This window comes from Micromonospora sp. Mcm103 (assembly GCF_024519755.1).
Lineage (GTDB): Bacteria > Actinomycetota > Actinomycetes > Mycobacteriales > Micromonosporaceae > Micromonospora > Micromonospora aurantiaca.
The window spans coordinates 147698-162661 of record NZ_JALJRJ010000002.1 but is presented as its reverse complement, the minus strand read 5'-3'; the positions used below and the strand labels follow the sequence as shown (position 1 = coordinate 162661).

Genomic DNA, 14964 nt, shown 5'->3' with positions numbered 1-14964 from the left:
ACGATGAGTGCCATGTCGAACGTCCTGCGCATCCCCGCCGCCCGCCCCGCCGACGCCCTCGCCCACTTCTCGGCCCGGCTCGCCTTCGAGGCCGACGTCAGCGACGTGCACGCCGACCTGGAGGCGGGCGTGACCGGCCTGGTCGTGGTCGACTCGCGCTCCCTCCCGGCGTGGCGGCAGGGGCACATCCCCGGTGCCGTGCACCTGCCCACCGCGGAGATCGCCGGCCGGGCGGGCGAGCTGCTCCCGGCGGACGCCACTGTGGTCACCTACTGCTGGGGGCCGGGCTGCAACGGCGCGACCCGCGCGGCGCGGGAGTTCGCCCGGCTCGGTCGCCCGGTCAAGGAGATGATCGGCGGGTACGAGTACTGGGTGCGGGAAGGCTTCCCGGTACGCACCGAGGCAGGGCTGGTCCGGCGGCCCGCCGACGACCTCACCGCGCCGGCCGGCGCGACGTGTGGCTGCTGAGGCGTGTCGGTTCCGTACAAGACGGCAGGTGGTGGCCGTTCCTAGCATTGCCGCATGCGTGATCTCGTCTACACCGGATTCATGTCGCTCGACGGCGTGGTGGACTCCCCCGGCGGCGGCCCGGGCGAGGACCACCGCAGCGGCGGCTGGGTCGTCAAGGACATCGAGTTCCTGCCCGAGGCGTTCTCGCTCAAGGGCGAGGAACTGGCACAGACCACGGCGCTGATGTTCGGCCGCCGCAGCTACGAGGCGTTCGCGCCGACCTGGCGCGACTCCGAGGACCACGCCGCCTACCGGGACCTGCCCAAATACGTGGTGTCGTCCACCCTGCCCGACGACGCGCTGATCGACGGCTGGGGGCTGCTGACGATCCTTCGGAACACCGCCGACGTGGCCGCGCTCAAGCAGGGCGACGGCGGCGACATCTTCATCCACGGCAGCGCCGAACTCGCCCGCCGTCTCGCCGAGGCGGACCTGATCGACAGGTACCACCTGCTCGTCTTCCCGGTGCTGCTCGGCGCCGGCAAGGGCCTGTTCAGCCAGGCGGACCGGGACCGGCAGACGCTGCGTCTGCGCGACTCGGCCACCTACCCCAACGGCGTCGTCAAGCTCATCTACGACGTGACCCGCTGAGCCGGGTCCAGCGCGATCGCCCCACCGGCGCCCGCACGCAGCTCACCGGCCGTCCGTCCGACGTACCGGCGCAGCGCGCGGGCCAGGTGCGGCTCGTCCACGTACCCGAAGGTGGTGACCGCGTCGGCGGGCGGGCCGCCCGCGGCCAGCAGCACCGCGGCCCGGCGCGCGCGGTCGATCTGCCGCACCGCGCCCCGGGTCAGCCCGGTCGCCGCCCGGAACCGGCGTTCGAGGGTACGCGGTGACGCCGGTGGACGGCCGCCGCGCAACGTCTCGGTGACCAGCGGGTCGCGGACCACCACACCGGCGCGGACCAGCCGCTCCACCAGGGCCTCGGCGTCGTCCGGACCGGGTGTCTCCCACCGGCCGCCGTCGAGCCGGAACGTGCGGCGGCCCACGTCGGGCAGCTCGGCGCCGCCGTCCACCAGGGCCGGCGTGGGTACGAGCCGCAGCGAGGTGCCCACCGCGAACTCGATGCCGACGAACGTGGCGCCCTCTGGCACCGGCGCGGCGCCGGTGGCGGTCTCGGGGCCGGAGACGGCCGCGTAGGAGCGCCCGTCGCGCTGCCAGAACACGAGTCCCCAGCACGGCGTCGCCACCGAGGTCATCTCGTCGACCCGGTCGCTGACGCAGGTCCACACGGTGTCGATCCAGGCCGAGTCGGACGCCCGCGTGGTGAACCGCAGCTCCACGGCAGGAGCATACGGCGGCGGCCCAGGTGGGGATCATTCGCTCACCGCCTCGCACGATCCTTCGCATTTCCGATAGGACGGTCGAGATACGGAGGTGGAATGGACCGGTTGGGTGAGCGTTGCGCGCAGTGTGCCGAATCGCTAGCGTCGCGGGATGACCGACGAGCCACCGGTACGGGTCGCGCTGCGGGTCAGTGACGTCACGGCGGCCTCGACGTTGTATCAGAGTTTCGGTTTCGTCCCGGTGGGCACGGTGCCTGGCGCTGATGGTGGTCTCGCCATGGCAATCCTCCGGCGGGGTCCGTTGCAGTTGCTGGTCGACGCGCTGGTCGGCATCCCGTTCCCGGACAGCGCCCGGGAACGTCAGACGAAGACCGGCCCGCGCGGGCTCGGCGTTGTCATCGGGCTCGAGGTCGACGACATCGACGAGGCGGCCCTGCGGTGTGAAGCTGCTGGCTGCGTCATCAGTGCCGGCCCGGCGAACGCACCATGGGGAGAAAGGTACGTCGAGTTCGAGGACCCGTTCGGCTATGCGTGGAAGTTCTTCCGGGTGACCGACTCGACGCACGACGGCTTGCAGTCTGTCCACGATCTGTGGTTCGGGCAGGCGGGCTCGTGATGCGCCCTCTTCCGAGCGGTACGAGCACCGTACCGCCGTCACCGCACTACCGGGCGGCGGACCCCTGCCCGTTCCGCTCGTCGTCGCGGGCGGGGTAGCCGAGGATCTCCGCGAGGTCACCGGCCGCCTTCGTGTACGCGGCGTAGATGTCGTCGTCGAAGTGGTTGCGCCAGTCGCCGGAGGCGCCCTTGCGGTAGTGGGAGATCCGCCCCGGGGTCTCCTTCGACTTCTTCATCTTGGTGAAGCTGTAGCGGGCCAGCAGCGCCTCCAGCTCGGCCGGCGGCAGCGTGATCCCGCAGTGCCGCATGAGCTGGTCGACCTCGTCGGCCTGCCGCTCGCCGGTCAGGTCCTCGTAGCGGAACAGCCGGAACGTCTCGTCGCTCGGCGCGACCGCCCAGGAGCGCATCTGCCCGAACTGCTTCTTGTCGCGCAGCCGGTCGATGACGTAGAGCATGCCCTCCTTCTTCGGCAGTTCCTGGAGGGCCTTGCGTGCCTGCGGGATGTCACCCATCGGGGCGTGCGAGTTGCGCAGCGAGAAGTAGCTGGAGACGACGACGTCGCGCGGGTCGCGGATCACGAAGAACGCGCGGTAACTGCCGGCCTTGGGCACCGCCTCGAACCGCTTGTGGGAGAGGAAGATCGCCAGGCCGATACGGCCGGCCGGCACCGGCGCGGTCGCCCCGCCAGCGTAGAAGCGCGGGTCGTAGGGCAGCATCCCGCAGTGGCGGTAGACGGCCGGGTCGCTGAACAACGCCTTGATCCACTGGCTGCCGGTCTTGCGGACGGTGCAGTGGAAGATGTTGTCGAACTCGCTGCGTGCCACCACCGGAACGGTGAGTCGCATGCGGGCGTTGCGCGCTTCCATCTGCGCCCGCCGGGCCTTGACGCGCAGAGAATTCGGCGAATTGTGCTTGGCGAATTCGACGGCCCGATTAATCATTTCCCAACCTCATCCGGACCCCGCGGAGCAGGGGCAGCACGAACACCTTTCCGCACGTCACGCAGGTGAAGTCCGCAGACTTCGCCTGCTCCGCCCCGCGCCCCGACGCGCCGCTAGGAATATCCCCGACGGTCCGATTAATGTCAATCCCGGCCAGCTGGGAGAACGCTGAAAATCTACAATTTCTCTAGGAATTGCGGAATAAGCGCGAGGGTCAGGTCCCGGCGCGCAACACGTCCGCCGTCGTCTGCTCACCACGCGACGGCGGCCCGACCCGGCGGCCCTCGCCGACACGGTGGCCCACCTCGCCGGGCGCGGCGACCTGGCCGGCGGGCTGTTCGCGGTGACGCTCGACGCGCACGGGTCGGAGTTCGGCTGGAGGACGCCGTGGCGGGACCCTGCTGACCGGGTTGCGCCGTCACCCCGACGCCGACGTGCGGGAGGCGGCGTACACGCTCGACATGAGCTGACCGGGCCGGACGTCGCCCTATGCTCGGGGCGTGACGCTTCAGCGGATGGATCACGTCAGCGTCGTGGTGGACGACCTGCCGGCCGCGATCGCGTTCTTCACCGAACTCGGCATGGAGGTGGAGGGCGAGATGCCGGTGGAGGGGGCCTGGGTGGACCGGGTCAACGGCATCGACGGCGTGCGGGTCGACATTGCGATGATGCGGACGCCGGACGGCCACGGCAAGCTCGAACTGACGCGGTTCCGGGCGCCGGCGCTCGTCGCCGCCGAACCGCCGGACGCGCCGCCGAACACGCTGGGCCTGCGGTCGGTCATGTTCGCCGTGGACGACGTCGACGACACGGTGGCCCGGCTGCGGGCCCACGGCGGCGAGCTGATCGGTGAGGTGGCGGACTACGGCGACGTCTACCGGCTGTGCTACCTGCGCGGCCCGGCGGGCGTCATCGTGGCGCTGGCCCAGCAGCTCGGCTGACCGCTACCCGGCGTCCAAGGCGGCCAGCACCGTCATCGCCTCGCGTTCGCGGACGGCCAGGTCGGCCAGGACCGCCGAGGCGCGGGTCAGGTGCACGGCGTCGCCGGTCCGCCCGGCGGCCGCGATGTGGTCGGCCACGGCGGTCCACAGCGGGGCGATGTCGGCGTACATCAGATGTGCCCGGCGCAGGTGGGCGTCGCCGGTGACGGTGGCGGCCTCGGCGAGGAAGTCCCGGTACAGGGCGCGGAACAGCGCGCCGCCGGTGCCGCCGCGTTCCATCAGCGTCGCGGCGAGCGGCAGGTCACGGGCCGGGTCGGCGGCGCGGCCCAGCCAGCGGGTCACCCGGGCCGCGGCGGTGGCGATCCCTCGGTGGCCGAGGTTGGCGATCGGCGGGTCGAGGAACGCCCCGGCGTTGGCGCGGACCGCCGCGCGGACGGCGGCGTCCAGGTCCGGCGGGGCGCCGGGCGCGGTGAGCGTGTACGACAGGTGGCGCGCGGTCATCGGCCCACGCGCGGCGCGGGCCCGGGCCAGGCTGTCCAGCGTGGTGGTCACCGCGCCGCCCTGCTGGGCGGTGTCGACCAGGTGGGCGTGCGTGTCGTCGTAGCCGTACATCGCGACTGTGTGCCCGCCGAAGTGGACCCTGGTGGTGAAGTAGTCCAGGTGGTACGAGTCGAGTTGCAGGCCGACCGGCTGACCGGCGTCAAGCGCGTCGGTGACGTTCCGCCACGCCCTGGCCGCCGACGTCGTCTCCCGCACGCGCAGGTCCAGGCCGAGGCGGCCGGCGGCGGCCCGGGTCACGCACAGCGGCTTGGTGCGCCCGCCGAGGAACGGCACGTCCATGCCCTTGGCGTCCCAGTAGACGAAGCCGAGCCCCTCGCCGAGGCCGAACAGCATCGGCTCGGAGAGGTCCAGGCCGGCGTGCCGGGTCAGCACCCCGAGCGTGGTGGTCTCGCAGTGCACCCCGGCGCGAGGTGTCACGTTGTCAAGGATCACGTCGGCTCCTGTTCCGCCGTCACGGCGTTCGGGTCGTGCGTCGCGACGACGGCGCCCGGGTCGTGGCCGGGGGCCGGGGACAGCAGCGGGCGCAGCGGCCCGTCGCCCGGGGTGCCGGACATCCGGCGGGCCACCCCGGCGAGCAGGTCGGCGGCCTGGACGCGCGGGTCGTCGCGCGAGTCGGTCATCACCAGCCCCGCCAGCGGCGACGGGCCGGCCGGGTCGCGCGCGGCCAGTACCGCCTGGAGGCGGCGCAGCCGGTCCTCGGTGAGGGCGCTCTGCTCGTCGTGGATCACCAGCACCCGCCGCCGACCGGCGCTCCAGTGCAGCACGGTCTCGGCCAGCGCCGGCAGCAGCGGCTCCAGCGGTGGCGGGATCGTCCGGTCGCCCGCGTACAACCGGGCCTGCACGGCTGCCACCCGGGCCGGGTCGAGCGCGTCGAGGACCGCGCCGGCCTGCGCGTCGCCGACGTGGCGCCGCAGCGCGTCCCGCGCCGCGAAGAACCGCTCGACGCTCCGGTCGTCCGCCCGGTCCCGCCGCTTGGTGCGCAGCATCTCGACCACTGCCGCGAGGAAGGCCGCCCAGCCGGGCCCGGCCGCCCGCCCGGCCCGGTGCAGCGCCGCCGCCGGTCGCCGGTCACCGGAAAGCCGGGTGCCAGCCGCATACGACGGCTCGGCCAGCAGCAGGTCGACGACGCGGGTGGCGAGGAAGAACTCCTTGTCGACGAGGTGTACGTGCGCCCGGCCGCGCAACGCCGACAGGAACCACTGCACCGCCTCGGCGGCTTCGCGGCGGCGCAGGAACTGCCGCGACTTGACCTCGTCGGGCGAGAACCGGAACCCGGACCGCAGCGTACTGATCAACGCGGCGGCCTCGTCACGGGTCAGGTCGACGCCGGCGTGGACGATCACCGGGGTGGCCGGGTCGAGCAGGTTGGTGCCGGAGAAGCCGGACTCGTCGCAGGCGATCTCCCGCACCGCGCCGGTCAGCGCCTCGCCGGGTGGCAGCCCGCCCTGGAGCGGCAGCCTCGCACCCGTCGACCCGGCCATGCCGACCATGCTCGCCCACCCGGCCCGCGGTGGACCAGCGGTTAACCCGGATCGGGTCGGCGGCGGGCCGTGACGCCTCATTCCACCGGCCGGTAGATCGCCGCCAGGCGCGGCAGGCGGGCGCGCATCTGCTTGTCGTCGTCGAAGTCGAAGTCCTCACCGGCCGGGTCGGCCGGCGCCGGGCCGGGGGGAGCAGCGCGGTCGGCGGCGGCGAGCGCCTCCCAGAACGCGTCGGTGTCGGTGCCGGTCGCCGCGGCGTACGCGTCGCCCGCCGCGCTCAGCACCGCCTCGCACTCGACCGCGTCGTCGTCCGGGTCGACACCGGCGTCGGCGAGGGAGTCGGGATCGGCTACGGCCCGCTCCCAGACCGCCCGCCCCTGCGCGACCAGCCAGCCGCGGAAGTAGTCGAACCCGTCGTCCGAGCAGCCGCCGCGCATCAGGTAGGCGGCCGCCCACAGGTCCCAGCGCCACCCCTCCTCGGTCACGTCGTCGTACGCCTGCTCGAAGCCCACTATCGCCGCCGGACTCAGCACCGACAGCTCCGCGACCAGATGCCGGGCCACCGCGTCGGCTCCCTCGGCGGTGACCGTCTCGCGTCCCGCGGCGCGACGCGCCCGCTCCACGATGTCCCAGAACGTCTCCCGATCCACGGCGCGACCGTACGCCGGCCCACCGACAAGCTGTCAGCGCCCGTGTCAGCGCCGTGTCAGGGCGGTGGCGGTACGGCCGCCCATGGTGGTCGCATGACGAGTTCAGCGATAGCGGTCTCCGGGCTGCGCAAGGCGTACAAGGACCGGGTGGTGCTCGACGGCATCGACCTGGACGTCCCCGCCGGGACGATCTTCTCGCTGCTCGGCCCGAACGGGGCCGGCAAGACGACGACTGTGAACATCCTGACCACGCTGATCCGCGCCGACGCCGGGTCGGTGCGGGTGGCCGGGCACGACGTGGCCACCGAGGCCAAGGCGGTCCGCGCGGCGATCGGCGTGACCGGGCAGTTCGCGGCGGTGGACGAACTGCTCACCGGGCGGGAGAACCTGCAACTGATGGTCGACCTCGGTCCGCGTAACCGCGTGACCGGCAAGCGGGTCGTCGCCGAGCTGTTGGAACGGTTCGACCTGGTCGAGGCCGCCGACAAGCTGGTGTCGACGTACTCCGGGGGCATGCGCCGCAAGCTGGACCTGGCGATGACGCTGGTCGGCGAGCCGCGGATCATCTTCCTGGACGAGCCGACGACCGGGCTGGACCCGCGCAGCCGGCGCACCATGTGGTCGATCATCAGGGAACTGGTCGCCGGCGGCGTGACCGTCTTCCTCACCACCCAGTACCTCGACGAGGCCGACCGCCTCGCCGACCGGATCGCGGTGCTCGACCAGGGCCGGCTGGTCGCCCAGGGCACGCCGGAGGAGCTGAAGCGCCGGATCCCCGGCACGCACGTGCGGTTGCGGTTCGGCACCGGCGCCGAACTGGACGCGGCGGCGCTGGTGCTGCCCGAGGCGGTACGCGACGAGGAGGCGCTGGCGCTGCGCGTGCCCACCGACGGCGGAACCGCCTCGTTGCGCGCCCTGCTCGACCGGCTCGACGCGCACGCGATCAGCGCCGGCGACCTGTCCGTACAGACCCCCGACCTCGACGACGTCTTCCTGGCCCTGACGGGCCGTACCACGGAGGTGGCCGCGAAATGAGCAGGAACCACTCGGTCGTCATGCTGCGCCGCAACCTGACGCACCTGCGCCGTAACCCCACGTCGGTGTTCAACGCGGTGCTGATGCCGATCATCGTGATGCTGATGTTCGTGTACATGCTCGGCGACGCGTTCTCCGTCGGCGTCGACTACGTCGACTACGCGACGCCGGGCCTGATGCTGCTGGCGGTCTGCTACGGCCTCGGCGGCACCGCGACGTCGGTGAACTCCGACATGACCAAGGGCATCATCAACCGGTTCAAGGTCATGCACGTCTCCCGGGGCGCGGTGCTGACCGGCCACGTCGTGGCCACCGTGCTGACGAACGTCCTCGCGGTCGCGGCCCTGGTCGGGGTGGCGTTCCTGCTCGGCTTCCGCCCGGCCGCCGGACCGCTGCACTGGCTCGGTGCGGCCGGCATGGTGGTGCTGCTCAGCGTCGCGGTCAGCTGGTTCACGGTCGCGCTTGGCCTGTTCGCCAAGTCGCCGGAGTCGGCGGGCATGGCCTCCGTGCCGCTGGTCCTGCTGCCGTTCTTCAGCAGCGCGATCGTGCCCGCCGACAAGATGGGGCCGGGACTGCGGCAGATCGCCGAGTACCAGCCGTTCACGCCGATCATCGAGACCCTGCGCGGCCTGCTCGAGGGCGCGCCGTCGGCCGGCGACGTGATCCCCGCGCTCGCCTGGTGCGCCGGCATCGCGGTGGTCGGCTACCTGTGGGCGCGGTCCACGTTCACCAAACGAGCGTGACCTCGACCAGCCGCTCCCAGCCGGTCTCCCGGCCCTGTGCGACCGCCTCGGCGAACCCCGCGTCGCCGAGGCGGTCGCGCGCCGCCGCCTCGATCCGGGGCACGTCGGGGTGGGTGCGGTCGGGCTGCCCGCGTACCGCGGTGGCGGCGCCGAGCAGCCGCGCCGCCTGGTCCGGCCGGTCCAGCCGCAACGCCAGGTCGGCGACACCGACGAGCACCTGCGCGGTCAGCGGCGCGTAGCCACCCTCGCGCGCCGCCCGGCACGCCGCCGCCCGATGGGTACGGGACTGCTCGGCGTCGTCGGTCAGGTAGCCCAGCAGATCCTCGATGCCGGCCCGGACGCCCGCCAGGTTCGCCTCGTCGCCGAGCAGCGCCGACACCGACCGCAGCTGCGCGTACGCCTCGTCCGCGTCACCGTCGTGGCGGGCCAGGTACGCCCGGACCAGCGCCAGTTCGGCCAGGGCGCCCGGCCAGGCGACCCCGGCGGCGAGCCGGTGCGCCTCGGCCAGCGCGGCGGCGCTCGCCGTCCCGTCGCCGCTCAGCCGGTACAGCCAGGCCAGCCGCGCCCGCATCCGGATCACGTCCTCGACGGCGCCGACCTCGGTGACCGCCGTGACCGCCTGCTCGTAGTAGTCGCAGGCGGCGGCGACGTCACCGCGTACGGCGATCAGCTCGGCCAGCTCGCTGAGCGCGAACGAGATCCCGAAGCGTTCGCCCACGGCCCGGAACTCGGCGAGCGCCTGCCGCAGGCACGCCTCCGCCTGCGCCGCCTCGATGCCGAGGATGACCCGCAGCTTGCCCAGGTGCAGCCGGGCCAGCGCGCGTACCCACGGGTCGTCGTGGTCGAGCAGCGACTCCCAGGCGGGCAGCAGCGCGTCCGGCTCCCGCAGCATCCGCTCCATCGGCACGACCAGGGCCAGCTCCGGGTGGCTGCCGCGGCCCTCGTCGCTCAACCGGTACGCCTTGTGGATCCACTCCGCCGCGTGCTGCGCGTCGCCCGGCCCGGAACTGAGGAACAGCACCACGAGCCCGTACACCACGGCGCGGATGTCGTCGGGCACCTCGCCCGGCGCCTCGGTGGCCGCGATGATCAGTTCCATTCCCTCGCTGCGGTGGCCGCCGAGCCACCAGTACCAGCCGGCGCCGGCCGCGAGCCGCATCGCCTCGCGCCCCTCACCCGCGGCGAGCGCCCCGCGCATCGCGGCGGTGACGTTGTCGTGCTCGGCTTCGAGCCGCGCGAGCCAGGTGAGCTGGTCGGCGCGGCGCAGCCGCGGCTCGGCCGCCTCGGCCAGCGCGGTGAAGTACGCCAGGTGCGCGTGGCGCGCGAGATCCTCCTCCCCCGCCTCGGCGAGCCGCTGCGCGGCGTACTCCTTGATCGTGCCGAGCATGCGGTAGCGCGGCCCGACGTCGCCGGCGGCGACCAGCAGCGACTTCTCGGTCAGCGCGGTGAGCAGGTCGAGCACGTCGCCCGGCTCGACGGCGCCGCCGGCGCAGACCCGCTCGGCCGCGTCCAGGCCCGCCCCGCCGGAGAACACCGACAGCCGCCGCAGCACCGCGCGTTCGGCGTCGGTGAGCAGTTCCCAGCTCCAGTCGACCATGGCGCGCAGCGTCCGGTGCCGGGGCAAGGCGGTCCGGCTGCCGCCGGTGAGCAGCCGGAACCGGTCGTCGAGCCGGGTGGCGAGCTGGTCGACGGACATGGTGCGCAGCCGCGCCGCGGCCAGCTCGATCGCCAGCGGCATCCCGTCGAGCGCGCGGCAGATCCGCGCCATGGTCGCTGACGTGTGGTCGTCGAACGCCAGGTCGCGGCGGACGGCGGCGGCCCGGTCCCGCAGCAGGCGCACGGCGGGCGACGACTCGACCTCGGCGGCAGTGGCGTCGCCACCGGGCAGGCCCAGCGGCGCGACCGGCCACAACGCCTCCCCGGTGATGCCCAGTGGTTCCCGGCTGGTGGCCAGGATGCGCAGCCGCCGACACTCGCCGAGCAGCCGGTGCGCCAGCGTCGCCGCCGCCTCGACGACGTGTTCGCAGTTGTCCAGGATCAGCAGCATCTCCCGGTCCCGGATCGCCGCCACCAGCCGGTCGACCGGTTCCGCGCTGCCCGCGTCGCCGAGCAGCGCGTCCCGTAGGCCGAGCCCGGAGATCGTCGCCTGCACGACGTCCCCGTCGGCGCTGATCGCGGCGAACTCGACCAGCCACACCCCGTCCGGCAGGTCGCCGGTCAGTCCGCGCCCGGTCTCGGTGGCCAGCCTGGTCTTCCCTGAGCCGCCCGGGCCGGTGAGCGTGGTGAGCCGGTGCTCGGCCACCAGCGCGCCCACGGCGGCGAGGTCGGCGTCCCGCCCGACGAAGCTGGTCAGCTCGGCGCGCAGGTTGGTCCGGCGGGTGTCCTCCCGGCGTACCGTCTCGCCGCGCAGCAGGGCGACGTGCAGCGCCGACAGCTCCGGCGACGGATCGGCGCCGAGGGCGTCGGCGAGCGCGTCGGCGGTGCGCTGGTAGACCAGCAGCGCCTCGGTGTCCCGGCCGGCCGCGATCAGCGCGCGCATCAGCGACATGGCGAGCCGCTCGCGCACCGGATGGGCCGCCACCAGGTCGGTCAGCTCCGGGATCAGGTCGGCTTCCCGGCCGAGCCCGATCTCCGCGTCGTACCGGTCCTCCGTCGCGGTCAGGCGCAGCCGTTCCAGCCGGGTGGCCGCCGCGTCGAGCGCCGGGCTGTCGGGCAGGCCGACGTCGCGAAGCGCGTCGCCACGCCACAGGCCCAGCGCCTCGCGCAGCAGCCGGACCCGCTGCGTCCCGTCCCCGTCGCGTGCCCGGCGGACGAGACGTTCGAACCGTACGGCGTCGACAGCGTCGGGCTCCACGGCGAGCCGGTAGCCGTCGGGCAGCCCGTCGACAGCGCCCGCCGGCAGGGCCTTGCGCAGCCGGGACACCAGCCGTTGCAGCGCGTTCGCGGCGTCGGCGGGCGGCTGCTCGCCCCAGATCCAGTCGACGAGCGCCGCCTTCGGAACCACCCGGCCGGGCTGGAGCGCGAGGGCGGCCAGCAGCCCGCGCAGCCGCGCGCCCGGCACGTCGGCCGGGACACCGGCGTCCGTGGTGACCTGGAACGGCCCGAGCAACCCGATCTGCACCCGCCGATCCTGCCACGCCCGGCGACCCGGCCCGGGTCACCGCCCCCGCCGGTCAGGTGGCAGGCGCGGGTGCCGGCGCTACCTGGGCAGGGCACCCATCTCGCACGGGGCACCTCCGGGACACCGATCCTGATAAATTGCGCGCTCCGCACGGGTTCGACGGGGGAATGCGCATGTCCGACACGGGGGCCGGATCCGATCAGGAAGCGACGGGGAACGGGGAACAGCGGGCCGACGCCGCCTGGATGCCGCCGGCCGTTCCCGGCCCGCCACCACCACCCGTCACCGGGCCGGGTCACGAGCCGCCCGGCCCGGTTTACGGACCGCCCACAGCGGGTCCGCCGTACGGGCCGGCCACGCCGGGCACGCCGTTCGGGCCGTACCCGCCGCCCGGCCCGCCGTCGTCGGGCCGCAGCCGCGGTCTGGTCGTCGCCGTCGCGGTGCTGAGCGTGCTGCTGCTGGTGGCGTGCTCTGGCCTGATCGGCGGCGCGTTCCTGCTGGGTTCCTCGCCGCGCGAGGCGTCCGAGCCGGAGCCCGCCGCGCCGCCGGTGGCGCCCTGGCGGTCGTCCGGCGCGACGCCCGCGCCGGGTGCGACGGCGAGCGCGGAGCCGTCGGCGCGCGGACCGCAGCCGAGCGACTTCCCGGCGGCGCAGATCTCCGACCTCAACGACGTGTGCGACGGGGTCCTCTACTTCCCGCAGTCGCCGAAGCGCACCGGCGCGGCGCCGCACCCGGTGGCGCTGCTCGTCGGCACCGACATCGGCACGCGCCGTCACGACCGGGTCTACTACTACGACGAGGGCCTGTCGAAGCGGGTCGAGCGGACCTGGGCGTCGGAGGACCCGAAGGCCGTGCAGATGGTCGCCTGCCTGGATCGCACCAGCACCGGCGCGACGATCCGCAAGTGCCGCTACGACGACCCGAAGCCGGACACGCTGACGCTGCTGAAGGCCACCTACCGCCTGCGGGTGTACGAGGTGGCGACCGGCCGCAGGCTGCTGGACAAGAGCATGGGCGGGGACGACCAGCAGTGCCCCTTCGTGGTCCTGTACGGACCGGACAAGAAGATCTACGCCGAGGTCAGCCACCGGTCGCTGCTCTCGGCGCTGCGCAATCTCGTCAAGCGGTAGGCGGGCGACGCCGGCCGGGGTCCACCCGGGACGACGCGGGGAAACCGGCCGCACGGCCCCTCGCGCGCCGGCCGGGATGTTCGATACCATCGAACATCCCGGCGGAGGTCCCGCCACCTCGACAGGAGGTCCCCGTGCGGCCCATGAACAGTCAGCCGCCGTCGGAGCAGGCCGGCTCCGGTGGCGCCGCGGACGAGAACACGCCCGCGGGTGTCGTCGGCGGCCGGATCCGGCGCTACCGCAAGGAACGCGGGCTGACCCTGCGCGGCCTCGCCTCCCGCTCCGGGCTGTCCATCGGCTTCCTGTCCCAGGTCGAGCGCGGCATCTCCTCCATCGGCCTGACCGCGCTCGGCAGCGTCGCCAAGGCGCTCGACCGGTCGGTGGCCGACTTCTTCGACGCCGGCACGCCCTCGCCGGACAGCACCGTCTCCTCGCTCCCCCGGCACTTCACGCTGACCAGGGCGGAGACGGCCGCGACGCAGTACGTGTCCGGGCAGCAGACCTACCGCATGCTCTCCGACCGGGGGCCGGACCTGGTGCTCGAACCGATGCTGGTGCACATCGCGCCGGGCGGGCGCCGGGAGAACGCGTACGGCCACCGGGGCGAGGAGTTCGCCTACGTCATCTCCGGCGAGCTGCTCTACGAGGTCGAGGGCGTCGAGCATCGGCTGTTCCCGGGCGACAGCGTGCACCTGCGCTCGTCGGTGCCGCACCAGCTCTACAACGACACCGACGCGGTGACGACAGTGGTCTCGGTCGTCACGCCCCGCCTGTTCTGACCGGCACGCCGGGCACCACGAATCGCCCTCCGATTTCACGTAGGTGAACACGGAGGGCGATTCGCTGTGTGGCGTCAGCGACCGAGGCGCGCGTCCACGGCGGTCATCGTGTCCTGCCAGATGACCGAGGCCGGGTCGATGACGGCGAAGTGGTCCCCCGCCTGTTCGAGGTGGCGGATCTCGTCCCCGGCGGCTGCCGCGGCGGCGGCGTAGCGCCGGTTGGCGTCGACGAGGTCGAGGCTGTCCTCCGTCCCCTGCACGAGCAGTGTGGGCACCCCGGCCGGCAGGCGGAGCATCGGGTCGCTCTCGGCGTACCGGCGCGGTGCCGTCACCGGTGAGCCGCCCAGCGCGGCGGCGACAGCGCCGTCGCCGAGGTAGCGCCGCTCGCCCTCGGTGAGGTCGAGCACCCCGGCCAGCGACACCGCGAGCGCGACACGCGGCCCGCCCGGACGCGCGGCCAGGTCCGCCGCGGCACGCAACGCGAGCTGCCCGCCGGCCGAGTGTCCCAGCACGACGATCCGGTCCAGGTCGACCAGCCCGTCGCGGGCCGGTTCCCGCAGCGCGCGCAAGCCCGCCTCGACGTCCTGCGTGGTCGCGTCCCAGCCGTGCCGGTCCGGGCGCCGGTACTCCAGATTCCAGGACGCGTACCCGCGCCGGGCCAGGTCGGCGGCGAGCGCGTCCATCAGGTCCGCCCCCCAGATCGACCGCCAGAACCCGCCGTGCAGCAGCACCGCGACCGGCGCCGGCCCGGCGTCCGGGGTGGACGGCAGCCGCAGGTCGCCCCACTGGTCCGGGTCCGGGCCGTAGGCGATCCGGGTGGCCGGCGCGCGGAGGCGGTGCACGGCGTGCCGGATCGCCCAGGCCAGGCCCCACAGTCCCCGTCCGGCCAGGTGGACCGCGCCGGGCACCGGCGACTCGACGGTCAGGTCGTACCAGACCACGCCGGACGGCTGCGCGCCGATGAGGGCACGGGCCGCCGGTGTGGGGCCGGGCAGCGCCACCACCGGCTGGTCCGTCGCGGCGAGCAGCGAGCGCAGCTCGTCGGCCGAGCCGGCGGTGACCACCTGACCGGCGACGTCCAGTTCGGCGCAGGTGGCGTCGGCCAGCGACGCCAGCAGGGCCGGGTCGGCCACCAGGCCGGGGCCGACCACCACGGTGAGCCGCACCTGGC

General features: G+C 73.8%; 15 protein-coding genes. 8 read left to right on the top strand and 7 right to left on the bottom strand.

What is annotated here, in order from left to right; translation table 11 throughout:
- Positions 1-3 precede the first annotated feature (3 nt).
- Positions 4-468 carry a rhodanese-like domain-containing protein gene (locus OC439_RS03315; protein ID WP_262012129.1) on the top strand — a complete coding sequence of 155 codons (465 nt, stop codon included), beginning with the start codon at positions 4-6 and terminating at the stop codon, positions 466-468.
- A gap of 54 nt (positions 469-522) precedes the next feature.
- Entirely contained in the window at positions 523-1101 is a 579-nt protein-coding gene (locus OC439_RS03310; RefSeq protein WP_262012128.1) for a dihydrofolate reductase family protein, read from the top strand.
- On the opposite strand, the gene OC439_RS03305 is transcribed toward OC439_RS03310, so the two are convergent.
- Entirely contained in the window at positions 1083-1793 is a 711-nt protein-coding gene (locus tag OC439_RS03305; RefSeq protein WP_262012127.1) for a helix-turn-helix domain-containing protein, read from the bottom strand. The two genes, OC439_RS03310 and OC439_RS03305, sit on opposite strands and share 19 nt — an antisense overlap.
- Positions 1794-1947: 154 nt before the next feature.
- On the opposite strand from OC439_RS03305, the gene OC439_RS03300 reads away from it, so the two are divergent.
- Complete coding sequence (locus tag OC439_RS03300) at positions 1948-2412, top strand: VOC family protein (RefSeq protein ID WP_018786453.1); 465 nt, start codon at positions 1948-1950, stop codon at positions 2410-2412.
- A gap of 46 nt (positions 2413-2458) precedes the next feature.
- On the opposite strand, the gene OC439_RS03295 is transcribed toward OC439_RS03300, so the two are convergent.
- Complete coding sequence (locus tag OC439_RS03295; RefSeq protein WP_262012126.1) at positions 2459-3352, bottom strand: sulfotransferase domain-containing protein; 894 nt, start codon at positions 3350-3352, stop codon at positions 2459-2461.
- Positions 3353-3867: 515 nt separating this feature from the next.
- Here OC439_RS03295 and OC439_RS03290 point away from each other — a divergent pair.
- Positions 3868-4293: a VOC family protein gene (locus tag OC439_RS03290; protein WP_262012406.1), complete on the top strand. Its 426-nt coding sequence runs from the start codon at positions 3868-3870 to the stop codon at positions 4291-4293.
- 3 nt (positions 4294-4296) lie between these two features.
- On the opposite strand, the gene OC439_RS03285 is transcribed toward OC439_RS03290, so the two are convergent.
- The 3 genes from OC439_RS03285 to OC439_RS03275 form a co-directional block, all read right to left on the bottom strand.
- Entirely contained in the window at positions 4297-5286 is a 990-nt protein-coding gene (locus tag OC439_RS03285; RefSeq protein WP_262012125.1) for a BtrH N-terminal domain-containing protein, read from the bottom strand.
- A complete protein-coding gene (locus OC439_RS03280) occupies positions 5283-6335 on the bottom strand; it encodes a DUF3800 domain-containing protein (protein ID WP_262012124.1) in 1053 nt (350 codons plus the stop codon). Before OC439_RS03280 ends, OC439_RS03285 begins: the two co-directional genes overlap by 4 nt.
- 77 nt (positions 6336-6412) lie before the next feature.
- Positions 6413-6985 carry a DUF4240 domain-containing protein gene (locus OC439_RS03275; protein WP_262012123.1) on the bottom strand — a complete coding sequence of 191 codons (573 nt, stop codon included), beginning with the start codon at positions 6983-6985 and terminating at the stop codon, positions 6413-6415.
- Positions 6986-7078: 93 nt separating this feature from the next.
- Between OC439_RS03275 and OC439_RS03270 the strand changes: the two genes are divergently transcribed.
- Both OC439_RS03270 and OC439_RS03265 read left to right on the top strand, forming a co-directional pair.
- Entirely contained in the window at positions 7079-8020 is a 942-nt protein-coding gene (locus OC439_RS03270; protein ID WP_262012122.1) for an ATP-binding cassette domain-containing protein, read from the top strand.
- The gene (locus OC439_RS03265; RefSeq protein WP_262012121.1) at positions 8017-8763 is read left to right on the top strand and encodes an ABC transporter permease; all 747 of its coding nucleotides are present in this window, start codon (positions 8017-8019) and stop codon (positions 8761-8763) included. The genes OC439_RS03270 and OC439_RS03265 overlap by 4 nt, the downstream gene beginning before the upstream one ends.
- On the opposite strand, the gene OC439_RS03260 is transcribed toward OC439_RS03265, so the two are convergent.
- A complete protein-coding gene (locus OC439_RS03260; protein ID WP_262012120.1) occupies positions 8747-11884 on the bottom strand; it encodes a BTAD domain-containing putative transcriptional regulator in 3138 nt (1045 codons plus the stop codon). The two genes, OC439_RS03265 and OC439_RS03260, sit on opposite strands and share 17 nt — an antisense overlap.
- Before the next feature lie 173 nt (positions 11885-12057).
- Here OC439_RS03260 and OC439_RS03255 point away from each other — a divergent pair, with 173 nt between their 5' ends.
- Entirely contained in the window at positions 12058-13014 is a 957-nt protein-coding gene (locus tag OC439_RS03255; protein WP_262012119.1) for a hypothetical protein, read from the top strand.
- 143 nt (positions 13015-13157) lie between these two features.
- On the top strand, positions 13158-13793 hold the full coding sequence (locus OC439_RS03250) for a helix-turn-helix domain-containing protein (RefSeq protein ID WP_262012118.1): 636 nt from the start codon (positions 13158-13160) through the stop codon (positions 13791-13793).
- A 74-nt stretch (positions 13794-13867) separates the two neighbouring features.
- Here the strand turns inward: OC439_RS03250 and OC439_RS03245 are convergent, their stop codons facing one another.
- Positions 13868-14959: an alpha/beta hydrolase gene (locus OC439_RS03245; protein ID WP_262012117.1), complete on the bottom strand. Its 1092-nt coding sequence runs from the start codon at positions 14957-14959 to the stop codon at positions 13868-13870.
- Between the last annotated feature and the right edge of the window lie 5 nt (positions 14960-14964).

Excerpts from the sequence above, each read along its gene's own strand:
- OC439_RS03255 (WP_262012119.1), top strand. The coding sequence starts at position 12,058 with ATGTCCGACACGGGGGCCGGATCCGATCAGGAAGCGACGGGGAACGGG.
- OC439_RS03290 (WP_262012406.1), top strand. The coding sequence starts at position 3,868 with ATGGATCACGTCAGCGTCGTGGTGGACGACCTGCCGGCCGCGATCGCG.
- OC439_RS03300 (WP_018786453.1), top strand. The coding sequence starts at position 1,948 with ATGACCGACGAGCCACCGGTACGGGTCGCGCTGCGGGTCAGTGACGTC.
- OC439_RS03315 (WP_262012129.1), top strand. The coding sequence starts at position 4 with ATGAGTGCCATGTCGAACGTCCTGCGCATCCCCGCCGCCCGCCCCGCC.
- OC439_RS03295 (WP_262012126.1), bottom strand. The coding sequence starts at position 3,352 with ATGATTAATCGGGCCGTCGAATTCGCCAAGCACAATTCGCCGAATTCT.
- OC439_RS03310 (WP_262012128.1), top strand. The coding sequence starts at position 523 with ATGCGTGATCTCGTCTACACCGGATTCATGTCGCTCGACGGCGTGGTG.
- OC439_RS03270 (WP_262012122.1), top strand. The coding sequence starts at position 7,079 with ATGACGAGTTCAGCGATAGCGGTCTCCGGGCTGCGCAAGGCGTACAAG.
- OC439_RS03265 (WP_262012121.1), top strand. The coding sequence starts at position 8,017 with ATGAGCAGGAACCACTCGGTCGTCATGCTGCGCCGCAACCTGACGCAC.
- OC439_RS03250 (WP_262012118.1), top strand. The coding sequence starts at position 13,158 with ATGAACAGTCAGCCGCCGTCGGAGCAGGCCGGCTCCGGTGGCGCCGCG.
- OC439_RS03280 (WP_262012124.1), bottom strand. The coding sequence starts at position 6,335 with ATGGCCGGGTCGACGGGTGCGAGGCTGCCGCTCCAGGGCGGGCTGCCA.